This is a genomic window from Bradyrhizobium sp. CCBAU 51765, from assembly GCF_015291725.1.
In the GTDB taxonomy this organism is placed as follows: domain Bacteria; phylum Pseudomonadota; class Alphaproteobacteria; order Rhizobiales; family Xanthobacteraceae; genus Bradyrhizobium; species Bradyrhizobium liaoningense.
This window is the reverse complement of the sequence record NZ_CP030038.1, coordinates 5,459,685-5,476,521: the sequence shown is the minus strand read 5'-3', so window position 1 is coordinate 5,476,521 and position 16,837 is coordinate 5,459,685. Positions and strand designations below refer to the sequence as shown.

Genomic DNA, 16,837 nt, shown 5'->3' with positions numbered 1-16,837 from the left:
CGCGGTTCATCGCGGCCGCCGTCTCGATGTGAATTGCGGAGAATGACCATGAAAGCTGCCCTTCACGCCGTCGCTGCGCCCGCGCTGCCGGCCTATGTCGCCAATGGTAATGAATGCGCGCTGTTCGAGCACGCCTGGCGGCATCAGCTGCCGGTTCTGCTGAAGGGGCCGACCGGCTGCGGCAAGACGCGCTTCGTCGCGCATATGGCGGCGCGGCTCGGACTGCCGCTCCACACCGTCGCCTGCCACGACGATCTCACCGCCGCCGATCTCACCGGTCGCCACCTGCTGCGGGGCGGCGACACGGTATGGACCGACGGTCCGCTGACGCGCGCGGTGCGCGAGGGCGGCATCTGTTACCTCGACGAAGTCGTGGAAGCGCGCAAGGACGTCACCGTGGTGCTGCATCCCCTGACCGATGACCGCCGCATCCTGCCACTGGAACGCACCGGCGAGGAACTCGCGGCGCCAAAGAGCTTCATGCTCGTCGTCTCCTACAATCCTGGCTATCAGACGCTGCTGAAGGCGCTCAAGCCCTCGACGCGGCAGCGCTTCGTCGCCATCGAATTCGGCTTCCTGCCGCCCGAGCAGGAGATCGCCGTCGTGTCCGCCGAAAGCGGACTGTCGCCGGAGCGCGTGCGACCGCTGGTTGGGCTGGCTGGCCGGCTGCGTGCGCTCAAGGGGAACGATCTGGAGGAGGGCGTCTCGACCCGGCTCGTGGTCTATTGCGCGACGCTGATTGCCGCGGGCATGCCGACGGCGGATGCGGTGCTCGCCGGCATGATCGAGCCGCTGACCGACGATGGCGACGTCAAGGCGGCGTTGCTGGACGTCGCGCGTGCCGTGATCGGGTGATGCCGCCATGCTCGACTTCCTCGAACTGGAAGAGACGGTCGGCCGCGCCTGGCACCGGATGGTCGGCGGCGTCGCGAGCTATCCGGTGCACGACGATCACGCCGTCACGCTCGCAGAGGTGAGGAGCCGGCTTGCGGTGATATTCCGTGCGCTTGGCGGCGAGACCGGCGTTCAGATCGCGAGCGCAGGCGCGCGCAGGGCAGGCCATCGTCTCGGCTGGCGGCAGCGCATCGGCCTCGGAGACGAGCGGTTCGAGCACCCGGGCCGCGACGCGGCAACCATCTTCCTGCCCGATCGCATCGCGATCTTTCCCGACCGGGCCCTGAACGCAACGCTCTATCGCTGGCTTGCGGCGTGGTTCGCAGCCGCGCCGATCGAGGCGGTCGCGGAAGCCGATCCGCTGCGGCGGGACCTTCTGGTATTGCGCCGGGCGAGCGAGACCGCGGTCTGGGTGCTCACGCAATTCCCAGGGCTCGTCGCCGATTACGCGCAGCTTGCCGCAGCCGCCGCCGAGGCCCGGCCTCGTCGCCCTTTGCCGCGGACCGAGCAAGAGATCGAGCAGATCGTCTTGGCCCTGCTCGGAACCGGAAAGGCGCCTGCAGGCAGGCTGTGGCCGGCTATGATGGGGACAAGCCCGATGCCGGACAAGGCGCCGCCGGGCTATCGCGCGATCCTGCCGTGTCCGCTCTGGGGCGATTGCTGGACGCGCGAGCTCTCGCCCGCACATGCGTGCGAAGACGAATGCGCACCGGGCGCGGAGGCCGCGGCGAAGGACGACCGCAAGCGCTTCGCCGTCCGCGAGCGCGAAGACAATGCAAATCGCCGCGATCCCTTCGTGCTTAACCGGTTCGAGAAGATCCTCGCGATGGCCGAGATGGTCAATGTCGACCGTCCGGCTGATGACAGCGAGGACGAGGATGCGCAGAAGGCAGTCGACGATCTCGAGGAGATCACGCTCAGCCGCCGCAGCGGCAAGCCGGCGAGCCGGTTCAAGTTCGATCTCGACCTGCCGCCGGAGGCCCTCGACGCCTCGCAGCTGAATGCGGACCTGACCTATCCCGAATGGGACTATCGCAGCAACTCCTACCTGCCGAATCATTGCCGGGTGCTCGGGGCTGTGGCGTCCGAGGAAGGCGAGAGCTGGATGGCGGATGAAGCCACGCGCCGACACATTCGCCAGGTGCGTCGCCGCTTCGAGGTCCTGCGTCCGCGTCAGGAGATGATGCGCGCCCAGAGCGACGGACATGATCTCGACCTCGACGCGCTGGTGCGCGCGCGATGCGATCTCAGTGCCGGGAGCGGCGGCGGTCTCGATCGCATTCATGTTGCGATGCGCCCCCAAGGGCACGATCTCGCCGTCACGCTGCTGGTCGACGTCTCGCTGTCGACCGATGCCTGGGTCGACGGCTATCGCGTGCTCGACGTCGAGAAGGAAGCGCTGCTGGTGCTCGCACACGGGCTGTCGGCTTGCGGCGATCACCACAGCATCCTGACCTTCACCTCGCGCCGGCGCTCCTGGGTGCGGCTCGAGACAGTCAAGGCGTTCGGTGAGCCGATGAGCGGCGTGGTCGAGCGCCGCATCGGCGCGCTCAGGCCCGGCTATTACACGCGGATCGGCGCGGCGGTACGCCACGCCTCCGCCGAGCTTGCGCGCCAGCCGCAGCGCAAGAGGCTGCTGCTCGTCTTAACCGACGGCAAGCCGAACGACGTCGATCACTATGAGGGGCGCTTTGCGGTCGAAGACACCAGGAAATCCGTGCGGGAAGCGCGCCGGCTCGGTATCGCGGTGTTCGGCGTGACGATCGACGCGGCGGCACAAACCTACTTTCCGACGCTGTTCGGGCGCGGCGGCTACGCCATCGTCGGCAACATCAAGCGATTGCCCGCAGCGCTGCCGGCGATCTATCGGCAGGTGGTGCGTTGACCCGGCAAGCCCAATTCGGTTGTTTGGGGTGAGCTATTGCTCAGGAACTGAGTATATGATCGAATGGCTGGATGAACGAAGGCCGGCCACAACCCGATCTGATCATCTTCGACTGCGACGGCGTGCTCGTCGACAGCGAGCTGTTGAGCTGTCGTTGCCTGACCGAAGTGCTGGCCGGGTTCGGGTTCACGCTCAGCGAGGCGCAGGCGCTGGAATTGTTTCTCGGGCGCAGCACCAAGGCGATCGAGCAGCATTATCGTGATCTCGGGCAGTCGCTACCGGACAGCTTCCTGCCGGCATTGAAGTCGCGCGTGCTCGAGTCGTTTGCCGCCTCGCTCGAGCCGATCGCAGGGGTACGGGCGGTGATCTCGGGGCTGACCGTGCCGGTCTGCGTGGCCTCGTCGAGCGACATCGATCGCGTCTCGCTCTCGCTCGACGTCACCGATCTGCGGGCGCATTTCGGCGATCGGATCTATACCGCGCAGATGGTCGCGCGCGGCAAGCCGGCGCCCGATCTCTTCCTCTACGCGGCGGAGAAGATGGGGGCGCAACCTTCGCGCACGCTGGTGATCGAGGACAGTGTCAGCGGCGTGCAGGCGGCCAAGGCGGCCGGCATGACGGTCTGGGGATTTGTCGGTGGCAGCCATTATCGCGCGCGCGACGGCCGCGCTATATTGTCCGCCGCCGGGGCCGATCGGGTCTTTGCGCATATGAGCGATCTCTGGGAGGCGTGAGGCCCGCATGGCCGCCGAGAACGACAAGTCGAGGCTCGACGATGCCGCGCGCGCCGGCTGGCTGTATTTCATTGCCGGCCATACCCAGGACGAGATCGCAAGGATGCTCCAGGTCTCGCGCGCCTCGGCGCAGCGGCTGGTGTCGCTGTGCCTGGCCGAACGTCTCATCACCTTCCGGCTCGAGCATCCCATCGCTGCCTGCATGGAATTGGCGTCGCGGCTGAAGGAGAGATTCGATCTCGTCCATTGCGAGGTGGTGCCGGCCGATCCCGCCGCGCCGCAGGCGACCGCCGGCATCGCCGAACGCTGCGCCAACCTGCTGGATGCGACGCTGAGATCGGAGACGCCCGTCATCGTCGCGCTCGGCACCGGCCGGGCGGTGCGCGCCGCAGTCGAGCGCGTCACGCCGATCGAGCGGCCCAATCACCAGATCGTCTCGCTGGTCGGCAACATCTCCGCCGACGGTTCGGCGAGCTTCTACGACACCGTCGGCCGGCTCGCCGACCGCACCGGCGCGCGGCACTATCCGATGCCGCTACCGTTCCTGATGTCGTCGGAGGACGAGCGCAACAAGATGGTGCGCATCGAGCCGATCGCCAAGGTGAAAGCGGTCGCGGCCAGGGCCGACTTGCGCCTCGTCGGCATCGGCCAGATGGACCAGAAGGCGCAGGTGCATATCGACGGCTTCGTCACCCGCGACGAATTGTTCGAGATGATGCGGCTTGGCGCCATCGGCGAGATCACCGGCTGGGCCTATGATTCCAGGGGCCGTCTGCTCAAAGCCGGCACCAACAAGCGCCTGACCAGCATCCCGCCGGAAGTGCCGGCGAAGACCACGACGATCGGCGCGGCAGTGGGCGCGGCCAAGGTTACGGCGATCGCCGCGGCGTTGAACGGGGGCCTGATCAACGGGCTGATCACCGACGAGACGACGGCACGGGCGATTCTGGAGCGGTAGGCGGGCGGTCTCGCCACTTGCGCCGCTGTCATCATCCGCGAAGGCGGATGATCCAGTACGTCGCGGCCCATCTTGGGGCACGGAGTACCGGATGCCCCGCTTGCCGCCTAAGCTTCGGCGCCCCCCTAGACCTCAACCCCGGCGAAGCCTTGGCGTAGCCGGGTCGCGGAGCATGACAGCTAGGCTAGAGCCTTTTCCGTTCCGATGGAATCGGAACGGGGCTCTAGATTCTTGTTTTGACGCGTTTTCTTGACGCGAACCGGTGTCCACTTCGCTCGAAAACGCTCTAGGCAACACTTTCGGTCTCCTTCCGCACCGCAGCACTCATAAGTTGCTGGAACATCCGCCCGGCTGCTTGACAACGTGTGGCCCTTGCGTTGAACATACGCCCAACGCGTGGGCATATGCTCAAAAGCGCGAGTCCAAGGGAGGTCACCGTGAAATACGTCCTCGGCGCCGTCTGCGGCGCGTCTGTCCTGCTGGCCGTCCCCGCGATGGCCGAAACCACCCTCACGATCGCGACCGTCAACAATGGCGACATGATCCGTATGCAGGGGCTGACGGGTGAGTTCACCAAGAAGAACCCCGACATCACCGTGAAATGGGTGACGCTGGAGGAGAACGTGCTGCGCCAGCGCGTCACCACCGACATCGCCACCAAGGGCGGTCAGTTCGACGTGCTCACCATCGGCACCTATGAAGTGCCGATCTGGGCCAAGAAGGGCTGGCTGGTGCCGCTTGCCAATCTCGGCGCCGATTACGACGTCGCCGACCTCCTGCCCAAGATCAAGGACTCGGTCTCCGCCGACGGCAAGCTCTATGCCGCTCCGTTCTACGGCGAGAGCTCCATGGTGATGTATCGCACCGATCTGTTCGAGAAGGCCGGTCTGAAGATGCCGGAGAAGCCGACCTGGGATTTCGTGGTCGATGCCGCCAAGAAACTCACCGACAAGGGCGCCGGCACCTACGGCATTTGCCTGCGCGGCAAGGCCGGCTGGGGCGAGAACATGGCGTTCCTTTCGGCGATGGCCAATTCCTACGGCGCGCGCTGGTTCGACGAGAAGTGGCAGCCGCAGTTCAACACGCCGGAATGGAAGGCGACGCTGACGACCTACGTCAATCTGATGAAGGAGGCCGGTCCTCCGGGCGCAAGCTCCAACGGCTTCAACGAGAACCTGGCGCTGTTCAACGCGGGCAAATGCGCGATGTGGATCGATGCCACGGTCGCGGCGTCCTTCGTCACCAATCCCAAGGACTCCAAGGTCGCCGACAAGGTCGGCTTCGCGCTCGCGCCTAACACCGGGCTCGGCAAGAACGCCAACTGGCTGTGGGCCTGGAATCTCGCGATCCCGGCCGGCTCCAAGAAGACGGAAGCTGCCGAGAAGTTCATCGCCTGGGCGACCAGCAAGGACTACACCAAGCTGGTGGCGTCGAAGGACGGCTGGGCCAACGTGCCGCCGGGCACGCGCACCTCGCTCTACCAGAACCCGGACTATCTGAAGGTTGCGCCCTTCGCCAAGCTGACGCTGGCCTCGATCGATGCGGCCGATCCCAACAAGCCGACGGTGAAGCCTGTTCCTTACGTCGGCGTGCAATACGCCGCGATCCCTGAATTCCAGGGCATCGGCACCCAGGTCGGCCAGCAGTTCTCGGCGGCGCTTGCGGGATCGATGACGGTCGATGCAGCGCTCACGGCTGCGCAGTCCGCTACCGAGCGCGAGATGAAGCGCGCCGGCTACATCAAGTGAACCCGGGCTCTCCCTGAGCTCAAACTTGCGGCCATCCATCCTTGCTGGATGGCCGCCCTTCTTCCTCCGAGCGGAGCGCCAAGAATGGCAACCCGGCAGACGCAGCTTCTCGCGCGCTCGCTCCTGGCGCCGGCGGTCGGGCTGCTGTTCATCTGGATGATCGTCCCGCTCGCGCTGACGCTCTATTTCTCGACGCTGCACTACAGCCTGCTCGATCCCGGCTCGGAATCGTTCGTCGGCCTCGAAAACTTCCGCTACTTCCTCACCGATCCTGCCTTCCTCGCCTCGCTCCGGAACACGCTGGTGCTGGTCGGCTCGGTCCTGGCGTTGACCATCCTGCTCGGCATCCCCTTGGCGTTGCTGATGGACCAGCCCGTGATCGGACGCAATTTCGTCCGGTTGATGGTGATCGCGCCATTCTTCGTGATGCCGACCGTGAGCGCGCTGGTCTGGAAGAACCTGCTGATGCATCCGGTGTCAGGCCTGTTCGCCTGGCTCGCCCAGTTGTTTCACCTGACGCCGATCGACTGGTTCAACGACGTGCCGTTGTTTGCGGTGATCCTGATCGTGACGTGGCAATGGCTGCCCTTCGCGACGTTGATCCTGCTCACCGCGCTGCAATCGCTCGACGAGGAGCAGAAGGAGGCCGCGGAGATGGACGGCGCCAGCGCTGTCTCGACCTTCATCTACATCACGCTGCCGCACCTCGCGCGTCCGATCACCGTGGTGATCCTGATCGAGACCATCTTCCTGCTGACGGTGTTCGCCGAGATCTTCGTCACGACCGGCGGCGGGCCTGGCCTGCAGACCACCAACATCGCCTTCCTGATCTATTCGCAGGCGCTGATCCAGTTCGACGTCGGCACCGCCTCCGCGGGCGGCCTCGTCGCCGTGGTGATTGCCAACATCGTCGCCTTCTTCCTGGTCCGCATCGTCGGCCGCAATCTGGAGGCCTGAAGCATGGCGCGGATGGCGACGACGCGGCGGGTGGTGATCTCGACGGCGGCAGCCTGGCTGTCCGGCTTCCTGATTTTCTTCCCGATCCTCTGGATGGTGCTGGCGAGCTTCAAGACGGAGCTCGAGGCGTTTGCGATACCGCCGTCCTTCCTGTTCTTCCACTGGACCACGGAGAATTACGCGACCGTGCAGGAGCGCAGCGACTATTTCCACCACGCGATGAACTCGATCATCATCGCTGGCGGCTCGACACTGATAGGGCTCTTGATCGCCATTCCCGCGGCCTGGTCGATGGCGTTCTCGCCGACCAGGCGCACCAAGGACATCCTGCTCTGGATGCTCTCGACCAAGATGATGCCGCCGGTCGGCGTGCTGGTGCCGATCTATCTGATCTACAAGTCCTTCGGCCTGCTCGATTCCCGCATCGGCCTCGTCTTCATCCTCTGCCTCGGCAATTTGCCGATCGTGATCTGGATGCTGTTCACCTATTTCAAGGAGATCCCGCGCGACATCCTGGAGGCCGCGCGCATGGACGGCGCCACCATCGGCCGCGAGCTGGTCTATGTGCTGACGCCGATGGCGATCCCGGGGCTCGCATCGACCCTGCTGCTCAACCTGATCCTGGCCTGGAACGAGGCGTTCTGGACGCTCAATCTGTCGACCTCGAACGCGGCGCCGCTCACCACGTTCATCGCGTCCTATTCGAGTCCGGAAGGGCTGTTCTGGGCGAAGCTGTCGGCGGCGTCCACGCTGGCGATCGCGCCCATTCTCGTCCTCGGTTGGTTCAGCCAGAAGCAGCTCGTGCGCGGGCTTACCTTTGGCGCGGTGAAGTAGAGGGGCTTGCGGATCATGGGTCAGATCACACTCCAGGGCGTGCAAAAATCCTTCGGCCCCGTGCACATCATCAAGGGCGCCGACCTGGACATCTCCGACGGCTCCTTCGTGGTGTTCGTCGGTCCCTCCGGCTGCGGCAAGACCACGCTGCTGCGCCTGATCGCGGGCCTCGAGGACGTCTCTGGCGGCAAGATCCTGATCGACGGCAAGAATGTGGTCGATACGCCCCCTGCCAAGCGCGGGCTGTCGATGGTGTTCCAGTCCTATGCGCTCTATCCGCATATGAGCGTGCGCGGCAATATCGGTTTCGGCCTGAAGATGGCAGGGCTGCCGAAGGACGAGATCAATCGCAAGGTCGAGGCGGCCGCTGCGACGCTGAACCTCACGCCCTATCTCGACCGCAAGCCGCGCGAGCTCTCCGGCGGCCAGCGTCAGCGTGTCGCCATCGGCCGCGCCATCGTGCGCGAGCCCAAGGCCTTCCTGTTCGACGAACCGCTCTCAAATCTCGATGCGGCGCTGCGCGTGCAGATGCGGATCGAGGTGACGCGGCTGCAGAAGCAGCTCGGCACCACCGCGATCTATGTCACCCACGATCAGGTCGAGGCCATGACCATGGCCGACAAGATCGTCGTGCTCAACAGCGGCAAGATCGAGCAATATGGCTCGCCGCTGGAGCTTTACGAGAAGCCCGCCAACCTCTTCGTCGCCGGCTTCATCGGCTCGCCCAAGATGAACTTCGTCACCGGCGAGCTCGCCTTGCAGCGTGGCGCCGCCACCATCGGCGTGCGGCCTGAGCACCTCAGGATCGAGCGTGACGGCGGTGGCGGCTGGCAGGGGACGATCGCGGTCGCCGAGCATCTCGGCAGCGACACGTTTCTCTACGTCGATGCCGGTCCGCTCGGCATGCTGACTGCGCGCTACATCGGCGAGTTGAGCCTGCATGCCGGCGACCGCGTGTCGCTGCTGCCGGATCCCGCGCGCATCCACCGCTTCGACGCGAGCGGCAACGCTCTTCGGGGCTGACAAGAAACGACGAGACAACGGAAAGACGATCATGTACCTCGAAAAGTTCAAGCTGAACGGCAAGACCGCGTTCATCACCGGCGGCGGCCAGGGCATTGGCCTCGCCTGCGCCGAAGCGCTGGCCGAGGCCGGCGCCAGGGTCGTGATCGGAGACCGCGACGGCAAGGTCGCCGACAGCGCCAAAGCCGGCCTGAAGGCGAAGGGCTTCGACATCGAGACCGCGATCATGGACGTCACCGACACCAGGCGCGTGGCGGAGGTCGCGAGCGACCTCGTCGCCCGCCATGGCAAGGTCGATATCCTCGTCAACAATGCCGGCATCGCGCGCAGCGAGACCCCGGCCGAGACCGTGACCGACGAGCACTGGCTCAACGTCATCGACGTCAACCTCAATGGCACGTTCTGGTGTTGCCGCGAATTCGGCAAGCACATGCTCAAGGCCGGGAGCGGCGCCATCGTCAACGTCGGCTCGATGTCCGGCTTCATCGTCAACAAGCCGCAGGAACAGTGCTTTTACAACGCCTCCAAGGCCGGCGTGCATCATCTGACCAAGTCGCTCGCCGCCGAATGGGGCGCGCGTGGCATCCGCGTCAACGCGGTGGCGCCGACCTATATCGAAACGCCGCTGAATGCCTTCGTGAAGAGCAATCCGAAGATGTACGACGCCTGGATCGGCGGAACTCCGATGGCGCGGATGGGGCAGGTCGAGGAGATCGCCTCCGTCGTGCTGTTCCTCTCCTCGGAAGCCGCGAGCCTGATGACCGGCAGCATCGTGCTGGTGGATGGCGGCTACACTTGCTGGTAGGCTTGCGTCAAAACTGGCGAGAAGCGACCGGGAGCGACAATGCCGCGAGCGTATATCGGCGTCGATGTGGGGACCACGAGCACGCGGGCAGGGGTGTTTGACGAGGCCGGTATCCTGCTCGCCACCGCCAGGCATCCGATCCGGATCTGGCAGGAGGCCGGCGACATCGTCGAGCAGTCCTCCCAGGACATCTGGGAGGCCTGCTGCAAGTCGGTGCAGGCGGCGATGGCGGAGGCCGCGATTGCACCCGACAGCATCGGCGGCATCGGTTTTGACGCCACCTGTTCCCTTGTGGTGCTTGATCCGCAAGGCGAGCCACTCACCGTCAGCGCGTCCGGCGAGGCGCAGCGCAACGTCATCGTCTGGATGGACCATCGCGCCACCGCCGAAGCGCGGCTGATCAACGAGACCGAGGATGCCGTGCTGCGTTATGTCGGCGGCTCGATCTCGCCGGAGATGGAGATGCCGAAGCTGCTATGGCTGAAGCGGCATCTGCGCGCGAGTTTTGACGGCGCCGGTCACTTCTTCGATCTGGCCGACTATCTGACCTGGCGTGCGACCGGCGCACTGCAGCGTTCGACCTGCACCGTCACCTGCAAGTGGAACTACCTCGCCCATGATGGCGGCTGGAGTGCGCCGTTCTTCAGGCGCATCGGCCTGTCCGACTTCGTCGCCGAGAACTACGCGCGCATCGGCACCGAGATCGTCGCACCCGGCACGCGGCTCGGCGCAGGCCTCACGCGTGCTGCCGCGGCCGAGTTCGGTCTGGCACCGGGAACGCCGGTCGGCGCGTCGCTGATCGACGCGCACGCCGGCGGTGTCGGCGCGATCGGCGGTCGCGATGGGGCAGGCGGGGCGGGCGATGTCAGCGACCGCCTCGCCTACATCATGGGAACGTCGGCCTGCATCATGGCGACGACGAAGGAGCCGTGCTTCGTTCCCGGCGTGTGGGGGCCTTATTACTCCGGCATGGTCCCGGAGTTCTGGCTCAACGAGGGCGGCCAGTCGGCCGCGGGCGCGGCGATCGACCATCTCCTCAAGTCGCATCCCGGTTTCGGCGAGGCGGGCGCGGCGGCACGCAGCGAGGGCCTCGACCTGATCGACTTCCTGGAGCGCCGCATCATGGCGCGCGCCGGCGATGCCAGTCGTGCCGCGCTGCTCGCGCGTGACGTTCATGTGCTGCCTGAATTCATCGGCAACCGCTCTCCCTATGCCGACCCTGAGACGCGCGCGGTGATCGCCGGTCTCGATCTCGACACCGACGTTGCCTCCATGGAGCGGTTGTTCGTCGCCGGCCTCTGCGGGCTCGCCTATGGTCTTGCCGAGGTGATCGAAGCCTTTGCCGCGCATGGCGTCCGCTCGAACATCATGATCATGGGCGGCGGCGCCAGCCGTAGTCCTCTGGTGCGGCAGATCATGGCGGATACGACCGATCTCAGCGTCGCGCTGCCGCAGACGAAGGAGCCGGTGCTGCTGGGCGCCGCGATGCTGGGGGCGGTGGCCGGCGGCGCCTATGCCACCATCGCCGAGACCATGGCCAAAATGTCGGCGCTGGGGCGGAAGAGCGAGCCGACTGCGCCGGACATGGCCGCGTTTCACGCCCGTAAGCGCGAGGTCTACAAGCTGCTGCGCGAGGTCGATCGCGGTAGCCGCGCGGCGATGCGCAGCGTCGAACGAGGTTGAAGGACATGCTGATTGCCTGCGGCGATGCGCTGATCGATTTCGTACCGACGCGAAACATCGACGGGCGCGAGGCCGTGATGCCGGCGGTCGGCGGTTCCTGCCTCAACGTCGCGATCGGTATGGCGCGGCTGGGCGCACCGACCGGTTTCGTCGGCGGCGTCTCGACCGACCTGTTCGGGCGAATGATCGCCGATCACGCCGCGGCCTCCAATGTCGATATCAGTCCCGCCACCCGCAGCGACCACCAGACCACGCTTGCCTTTGTCCGCATCGTCGCGGGCGAGTCGCACTACGCGTTCTATGATGCCGAGACCGCGACGCGGAACTGGACCTACCGGCGTGGGTCCATTCCATTCGCGAGCGTCGAAGCGGTTCATGTCGGCTCGACCACGCTCGTCAACGACCAGGGCGCGGCCGAGACCAAGGCGCTGATCGCGGACGCGCGTGCGTCGTCCACGATCTGCTTCGATCCGAACTGCCGCCCGAACCTCGTCAGCGACAAGCCGGCCTATCTCGCGCGCATGGCCGAGTTCGCGGGAAGCGCCGATCTCATCAAGATGTCAGACGTCGATTTCGCCTATCTCTTCGGCGACGAGCCGTATCATCAGTGCGCCCGCACGCTGCTCGCACAGGGTACAAGCCTCATCGTCATCACCTGCGGCAACGACGGCGCGATCGCGTGGCACGCGGGGGCAGGGCAGATCGAAGTTCCCGCGCCGAAGGTCGAGGTTGCCGACACCATTGGTGCCGGCGACAGTTTTCAGGCGGCGCTGCTCTTCGCCCTGCACAAGCAGGGCTGGCTGGTGCGCGAGAACCTGATCAAGATCGGAGCGGACGAGCTCCGCCGCGCACTGTCCTTTGCCGCCAATTGCGCGGGCCTGACCTGCACCCGCCCGGGCGCCGATCCACCCTGGAGCCATGAGATCAATTGGAGTTGGTAGTTCGCGTCACATTGGCGCGACGACCTTCTCGGCGCACTTGAGGAAGGTACGGATCAGCGGGCTGTGCGAGTCGCGCCGCCAGCATACGGCGACGTCGATGGAGTCGGTTGCGTCCCGCAACGGCCGGAACACGATGCCCTGCGGCGCGCCGAGCTTGGCACAGGCGGGCAGGATCGCGAGCCCTTCGCCGGCCAGCACGAGACTCATCGCCGAATGCACGGTTTCAACCCGGCTGGCGATCGGCATCACCACCTGATGTCGCCGCAGCAACGCCGTCACCGCAGAGGAGGCGGGGTCCTGCTCCGGCCGCGGCAGCGCGATCAGCGGCCGGCCGTGCAATTTCGCCATCGGCACCGCGCCGAGGCGGGAGAGCGGCGATCGGATCGGCATCGCCAGCATGAGAGGTTGCGCGCCGACCCGCGCCACCTGGATTTCGGGATGGTTGATCGCCGGCATGCACAGCGCGACCGTGACGTTGCGGTCGAGCAGCCGCGCCTCGCGCGTCGAGGCGCTGAGCTCGGCAAAATGAAGCTCGATGCCGGGAATGGAACGCCGCAACTCGGGAATCAGGCGCGGCAGTACCGCGTTTGCCAGCGCGAACATGTAGCCGATCGAGATCCGCCCGCGCCGTCCGGCCGCGACCGCGCGCGCGGCTTCGACGCCGTCGGCCGCCAGGGCCAGCGCCTCGCCGGCGCGCGCCAGCAGGGCCTGGCCGGCCTCGGTCAGGTCCATGCCGCGCGTGCCGCGGCGGAACAGGGGCGCGCCGACTTCGGCCTCGAGCTTGCGGATCTGCACCGAGAGCGGCGGCTGCGCCATCCGCAGCCGCTCGGCGGCCTTGCCGACGCTGCGCGCCTCGGCGACGGCGACGAAATAGCGGAGCCGGCGAAGATCCATTGGCATACCGAAAATATATGGGCTGACGGCAAAAAACGTATTGGACGGCGAGTTAACAAGGCTGTCATTCTTGCTGTCAACGTCTTCGGGCCAATGGCGGCCCGCTTCGGAGCGCGATGTGACCATGAACGGCGATCCCTGTCGCTTGTCCGCAACCGAGCTGCGCGGCCTCATCGCCGGAAAGCGGATTTCGCCGGTCGAGATCGTCCGAGCCGTTCTCGCGCGCGCCGAAGCGCTCCAGCCCGCGCTCAACTGTTTCATCACCCTGTGCGGCGATGAGGCGATTGCAGCGGCGCGCGAAGCCGAGCGCAAGGTGATGGCCGGCGAGCCGCTCGGCCTGCTGCACGGCATCCCCGTCACCGTCAAGGACATCGTCAACACCAAGGGCGTCAGGACCACCTTCGGCGCCGTTCCCTACAAGGGCAATGTGCCGAACGAGGACGCCGTGGCGGTGGCGCGGCTGCGCCGCGAGGGAGCGATCCTGATCGGCAAGACCACGACGCCGGAGTTCGGCAGCAAGTGCCTCACGGACTCGCCCTTGTTCGGCCGCACTCGCAATGCGTGGAGCGCGGAACGTTCCTCCGGCGGCTCCAGCGGCGGCGCGGCGGTCGCCGTTGCCAGCGGCATCGCACCGCTCGCGATCGCGACCGACGGTGGCGGCTCGACGCGAATTCCGGCCGCCTGCAACGGCGTGGTCGGGCTGAAGCAGAGCAACGGCGTCATCCCGCACAGCCAGGCGCTGGATGCGTTCGGCAACCAGACCTATGTCACGCCGACCACCCGCACTGTCGCCGACACCGCGTTGATGATGCAGGCGATGGCTGGCGAGGATCCTTGCGATCCCTGGTCGATCGGCGTGCCCGTGCCCGATTTCGTCGGCATGGCCGCCCCGCGCGGCGATCTGCGTGGGCAGAGGATCCTGTATTGCCTGACGCCGCCGGGCCGCCCGGTGTCCACTGAGGTCGCCGCCAGTTTCAAGGCGAGCCTCGACCGGCTGGCGGGGCTCGGTGCCGAGCTCGAGGAGTTCTCCGGCGATGGTTTCGACATCGAGCCGATCTGGCGCGCCATCAACCACACCGTCTGGCGCACGCGCTTCGCGAGACTGGCGGCCGAGCACAGGGACGAGCTGAGCGAGGCCTTTCTCAAGCAGCTCGCGCTCGCCACCGAAGTCAGCGGCGTCGACTACCAGGAGGCGATGTTCGCGCGCACCGCGCTGTTCCGCCGCGTGCAATCGCTGCTTGCGCGCGGGCACTTCCTGGCGATGCCGACGCTCACGCGCACCGCGCTGCCGATCGAGCAGGACCTGTTCGGCAGCATCGAGATCGATGGCCGGCATTTCGACAGCGTCCGGCCGCACTGGTTCCCCTGGACCATGCCCTTCAACATGACCGGCCATCCCGCGATCAGCCTGCCCTCGGGCTTTGCCCGCGACGGCCTGCCGATCGGGATCCAGCTCGTCGGCCGCTTCCGCGCCGATGCGGAATTGCTGCGCGTGAGCGCAATGTTCGAGGCTTCGAGCGATCTTCTGTCCCGCTGGCCGGCTTGAGGACATGGGCATGCAGCAGGAGGCGTGTGTGCAAGGGACTTGCCTCCGGGGGCAAGACATGTTGATCGTGCCGCAGGTGAGCCCTGAAGCCGAGCGCGCATGAGCGTCTTTGTCCTCCGACGTCTGTTGACCTTGCTCGCGACGCTGGTCGGCGCATCGCTGATCATCTTCCTGGTGCTCGACGCGCTTCCCGGCAATGCCGCGCAGATGCTGATGGGCGCCGATGCCTCGGCGGATGCGGTTCGCGCGCTCACCGTCAAGCTCGGGCTCGACCAGCCGCTCGCGGTCCGCTATCTGCACTGGATCAAGGGGCTGCTCGTCGGCGATCTCGGCAACTCCTATGCCTACGGGACGCCGGTCGCCAGCCTGATCGCGGAGCGGCTGATGCTGACCATTCCGCTCGCGATCATGGCCATGACCATCACCGTGACGCTGGCGCTCTCCGCCGGCATCTACACCGCCGCCAATCACAACAAGCTCGGCGACGTCGGCGTGATGTCGCTGACCCAGGTCGGCATCGCGCTGCCAAACTTCTGGTTCGCCATCCTGCTGGTGCTGTTGTTCTCGGTGCGGCTGCAATGGCTCTCGGCGGGCGGCTTTGCCGGCTGGGACGACGGCATCTGGCTCGGCGTGAAGTCGCTGCTGCTGCCGGCAATCTCGCTCGCAGTGGTGCAGGCCGCCATCCTCGCGCGCGTCACGCGTTCGGCCGTGCTCGAAGTGCTGCGCGAAGACTTCGTCCGCACTGCGCGCGCAAAGGGCCTCGGCAAGCGCGAGGTGCTGTGGAGCCACGTGCTGCGCAATGCCATGATCCCCGTGATGACGGTGATGGGGCTGCAATTCGCCAATCTGCTCGCCGGCACCATCGTGATCGAGAACGTGTTCTACCTGCCGGGCCTCGGCCGGCTGATCTTCCAGTCGATCGCCAACCGCGATCTGATCGTGGTGCGCAACTGCGTGATGCTGCTCGCCGCCATGGTGGTCATCGTCAATTTCGTGGTCGACGTGCTCTACGCCTTCATCGATCCCCGCATCAAGGTGCATGACCTGTGAGCGCGCCCGTCACCATTGATGCGCCGCTCGCTGTGCAGCCGCTGCCGGCCCGCACGTTTTTCCGTCGAGCACTGCGCCATCGCAGTTTCGTGCTCGGCGCTGCGCTGAGCCTGCTGGTGCTCGCCTCCGCGCTGCTGTCGCTGGTGTGGACGCCCTGGTCTCCTTACGAGATCGACATCGCATCGAAGCTCCGGCCGCCCTCGGCGGCGCATTGGCTCGGCACCGATTCCTTCGGCCGCGACATCGTCTCGCTGCTGCTGGCCGGTGCCCGATCCACCATCATGGTCGGCGTCATCGCCGTCGGTATCGGTCTCACCTTCGGCGTCACGCTCGGCCTGATCGCCTCGGCCCGGCGCGGCTGGACGGAAGAGATCATCATGCGCTTTTCCGACTTTACCTTCGCCTTTCCGGCCGTGCTCTCCGCGATCATGCTCGCCGCGGTGGCAGGGCCTGGCATGGTGACCTCGATCATCGCGATCGGCATCTTCCAGATCCCGACCCTGACGCGGCTGACGCGCGGCTCGGCCAATGCGATCTGGGCGCGCGAATTCGTGCTCGCCGCACGCGCCGCGGGCAAGGGGCGCTTTCGCATCACCATCGAGCACGTGCTGCCCAACATCCTGTCGATCCTGATCGTGCAGGTCACCATCCAGTTCGCGCTCGCCATCCTCGCCGAGGCCGCGCTGTCCTATCTCGGCCTCGGCACGCAGCCGCCACAGCCGTCCTGGGGGCGGATGCTGAACGATGCGCAGACGCTGCTGTTCCAGTCGCCGATGCTCGCGGTCTATCCGGGTGCGGCGATCGCGATCGCGGTGCTCGGCCTCAACCTGCTCGGTGACGGATTGCGCGACCTGCTCGATCCCAGACTGGCGCGGGAGCGATAGT

The 16,837-nt window shown here is 66.2% G+C and carries 15 protein-coding genes; 14 read left to right on the top strand and 1 reads right to left on the bottom strand.

From position 1 onward, the window contains the following. The first annotated feature begins 48 nt into the window (after nt 1-48). From XH96_RS26095 to XH96_RS26045, 11 genes are all read left to right on the top strand, one after another. Nucleotides 49-855, top strand: coding sequence for a CbbQ/NirQ/NorQ/GpvN family protein (locus XH96_RS26095; protein WP_194388286.1), 807 nt, complete (start codon nt 49-51; stop codon nt 853-855). A 7-nt stretch (nt 856-862) separates the two neighbouring features. After that, the gene (locus XH96_RS26090) at nt 863-2,779 is read left to right on the top strand and encodes a nitric oxide reductase activation protein NorD (protein WP_194388285.1); all 1,917 of its coding nucleotides are present in this window, start codon (nt 863-865) and stop codon (nt 2,777-2,779) included. Nucleotides 2,780-2,850: 71 nt separating this feature from the next. Further along, nucleotides 2,851-3,513, top strand: a complete 663-nt coding sequence (locus XH96_RS26085) for an HAD family hydrolase (RefSeq protein WP_194388284.1) — start codon at nt 2,851-2,853, stop codon at nt 3,511-3,513. Nucleotides 3,514-3,520: 7 nt separating this feature from the next. Continuing rightward, nucleotides 3,521-4,471 carry a sugar-binding transcriptional regulator gene (locus XH96_RS26080; protein WP_194388283.1) on the top strand — a complete coding sequence of 317 codons (951 nt, stop codon included), beginning with the start codon at nt 3,521-3,523 and terminating at the stop codon, nt 4,469-4,471. Between the two features lie 404 nt (nt 4,472-4,875). Next, nucleotides 4,876-6,219, top strand: a complete 1,344-nt coding sequence (locus XH96_RS26075; protein WP_371739881.1) for a sugar ABC transporter substrate-binding protein — start codon at nt 4,876-4,878, stop codon at nt 6,217-6,219. 84 nt (nt 6,220-6,303) lie between these two features. After that, the gene (locus XH96_RS26070; RefSeq protein ID WP_131870100.1) at nt 6,304-7,176 is read left to right on the top strand and encodes a carbohydrate ABC transporter permease; all 873 of its coding nucleotides are present in this window, start codon (nt 6,304-6,306) and stop codon (nt 7,174-7,176) included. A 3-nt stretch (nt 7,177-7,179) separates the two neighbouring features. Further along, nucleotides 7,180-8,010: a carbohydrate ABC transporter permease gene (locus XH96_RS26065; RefSeq protein ID WP_194388281.1), complete on the top strand. Its 831-nt coding sequence runs from the start codon at nt 7,180-7,182 to the stop codon at nt 8,008-8,010. 15 nt (nt 8,011-8,025) lie between these two features. After that, on the top strand, nt 8,026-9,033 hold the full coding sequence (locus XH96_RS26060) for an ABC transporter ATP-binding protein (RefSeq protein WP_035669757.1): 1,008 nt from the start codon (nt 8,026-8,028) through the stop codon (nt 9,031-9,033). Between the two features lie 31 nt (nt 9,034-9,064). Continuing rightward, nucleotides 9,065-9,838: an SDR family NAD(P)-dependent oxidoreductase gene (locus XH96_RS26055; RefSeq protein WP_035669759.1), complete on the top strand. Its 774-nt coding sequence runs from the start codon at nt 9,065-9,067 to the stop codon at nt 9,836-9,838. Between the two features lie 39 nt (nt 9,839-9,877). Next, entirely contained in the window at nt 9,878-11,521 is a 1,644-nt protein-coding gene (locus XH96_RS26050; protein WP_194388280.1) for an FGGY-family carbohydrate kinase, read from the top strand. Between the two features lie 5 nt (nt 11,522-11,526). After that, nucleotides 11,527-12,462: a carbohydrate kinase gene (locus XH96_RS26045; protein ID WP_194388279.1), complete on the top strand. Its 936-nt coding sequence runs from the start codon at nt 11,527-11,529 to the stop codon at nt 12,460-12,462. Nucleotides 12,463-12,468: 6 nt separating this feature from the next. Here the strand turns inward: XH96_RS26045 and XH96_RS26040 are convergent, their stop codons facing one another. After that, nucleotides 12,469-13,356 (bottom strand): LysR family transcriptional regulator, encoded by an 888-nt coding sequence (locus tag XH96_RS26040; protein ID WP_194388278.1) that lies wholly within the window; start codon nt 13,354-13,356, stop codon nt 12,469-12,471. Nucleotides 13,357-13,480: 124 nt separating this feature from the next. Between XH96_RS26040 and XH96_RS26035 the strand changes: the two genes are divergently transcribed. The 3 genes from XH96_RS26035 to XH96_RS26025 all read left to right on the top strand — a co-directional run bounded on the left by XH96_RS26035 (nt 13,481) and on the right by XH96_RS26025 (nt 16,836). Continuing rightward, nucleotides 13,481-14,902, top strand: coding sequence for an amidase (locus XH96_RS26035; protein WP_194394266.1), 1,422 nt, complete (start codon nt 13,481-13,483; stop codon nt 14,900-14,902). Nucleotides 14,903-15,001: 99 nt separating this feature from the next. Next, nucleotides 15,002-15,952: an ABC transporter permease gene (locus XH96_RS26030; RefSeq protein WP_035669781.1), complete on the top strand. Its 951-nt coding sequence runs from the start codon at nt 15,002-15,004 to the stop codon at nt 15,950-15,952. Continuing rightward, nucleotides 15,949-16,836 (top strand): ABC transporter permease, encoded by an 888-nt coding sequence (locus XH96_RS26025; RefSeq protein ID WP_194388277.1) that lies wholly within the window; start codon nt 15,949-15,951, stop codon nt 16,834-16,836. Before XH96_RS26030 ends, XH96_RS26025 begins: the two co-directional genes overlap by 4 nt. The last annotated feature ends 1 nt before the right edge of the window (nt 16,837 follow it).

Excerpts from the sequence above, each read along its gene's own strand:
- XH96_RS26040 (WP_194388278.1), bottom strand. The coding sequence starts at position 13,356 with ATGGATCTTCGCCGGCTCCGCTATTTCGTCGCCGTCGCCGAGGCGCGC.
- XH96_RS26075 (WP_371739881.1), top strand. The coding sequence starts at position 4,876 with ATGCTCAAAAGCGCGAGTCCAAGGGAGGTCACCGTGAAATACGTCCTC.
- XH96_RS26095 (WP_194388286.1), top strand. The coding sequence starts at position 49 with ATGAAAGCTGCCCTTCACGCCGTCGCTGCGCCCGCGCTGCCGGCCTAT.
- XH96_RS26045 (WP_194388279.1), top strand. The coding sequence starts at position 11,527 with ATGCTGATTGCCTGCGGCGATGCGCTGATCGATTTCGTACCGACGCGA.
- XH96_RS26080 (WP_194388283.1), top strand. The coding sequence starts at position 3,521 with ATGGCCGCCGAGAACGACAAGTCGAGGCTCGACGATGCCGCGCGCGCC.
- XH96_RS26090 (WP_194388285.1), top strand. The coding sequence starts at position 863 with ATGCTCGACTTCCTCGAACTGGAAGAGACGGTCGGCCGCGCCTGGCAC.
- XH96_RS26035 (WP_194394266.1), top strand. The coding sequence starts at position 13,481 with ATGAACGGCGATCCCTGTCGCTTGTCCGCAACCGAGCTGCGCGGCCTC.
- XH96_RS26065 (WP_194388281.1), top strand. The coding sequence starts at position 7,180 with ATGGCGCGGATGGCGACGACGCGGCGGGTGGTGATCTCGACGGCGGCA.
- XH96_RS26085 (WP_194388284.1), top strand. The coding sequence starts at position 2,851 with ATGAACGAAGGCCGGCCACAACCCGATCTGATCATCTTCGACTGCGAC.
- XH96_RS26050 (WP_194388280.1), top strand. The coding sequence starts at position 9,878 with ATGCCGCGAGCGTATATCGGCGTCGATGTGGGGACCACGAGCACGCGG.
- XH96_RS26055 (WP_035669759.1), top strand. The coding sequence starts at position 9,065 with ATGTACCTCGAAAAGTTCAAGCTGAACGGCAAGACCGCGTTCATCACC.
- XH96_RS26030 (WP_035669781.1), top strand. The coding sequence starts at position 15,002 with ATGAGCGTCTTTGTCCTCCGACGTCTGTTGACCTTGCTCGCGACGCTG.
- XH96_RS26070 (WP_131870100.1), top strand. The coding sequence starts at position 6,304 with ATGGCAACCCGGCAGACGCAGCTTCTCGCGCGCTCGCTCCTGGCGCCG.
- XH96_RS26060 (WP_035669757.1), top strand. The coding sequence starts at position 8,026 with ATGGGTCAGATCACACTCCAGGGCGTGCAAAAATCCTTCGGCCCCGTG.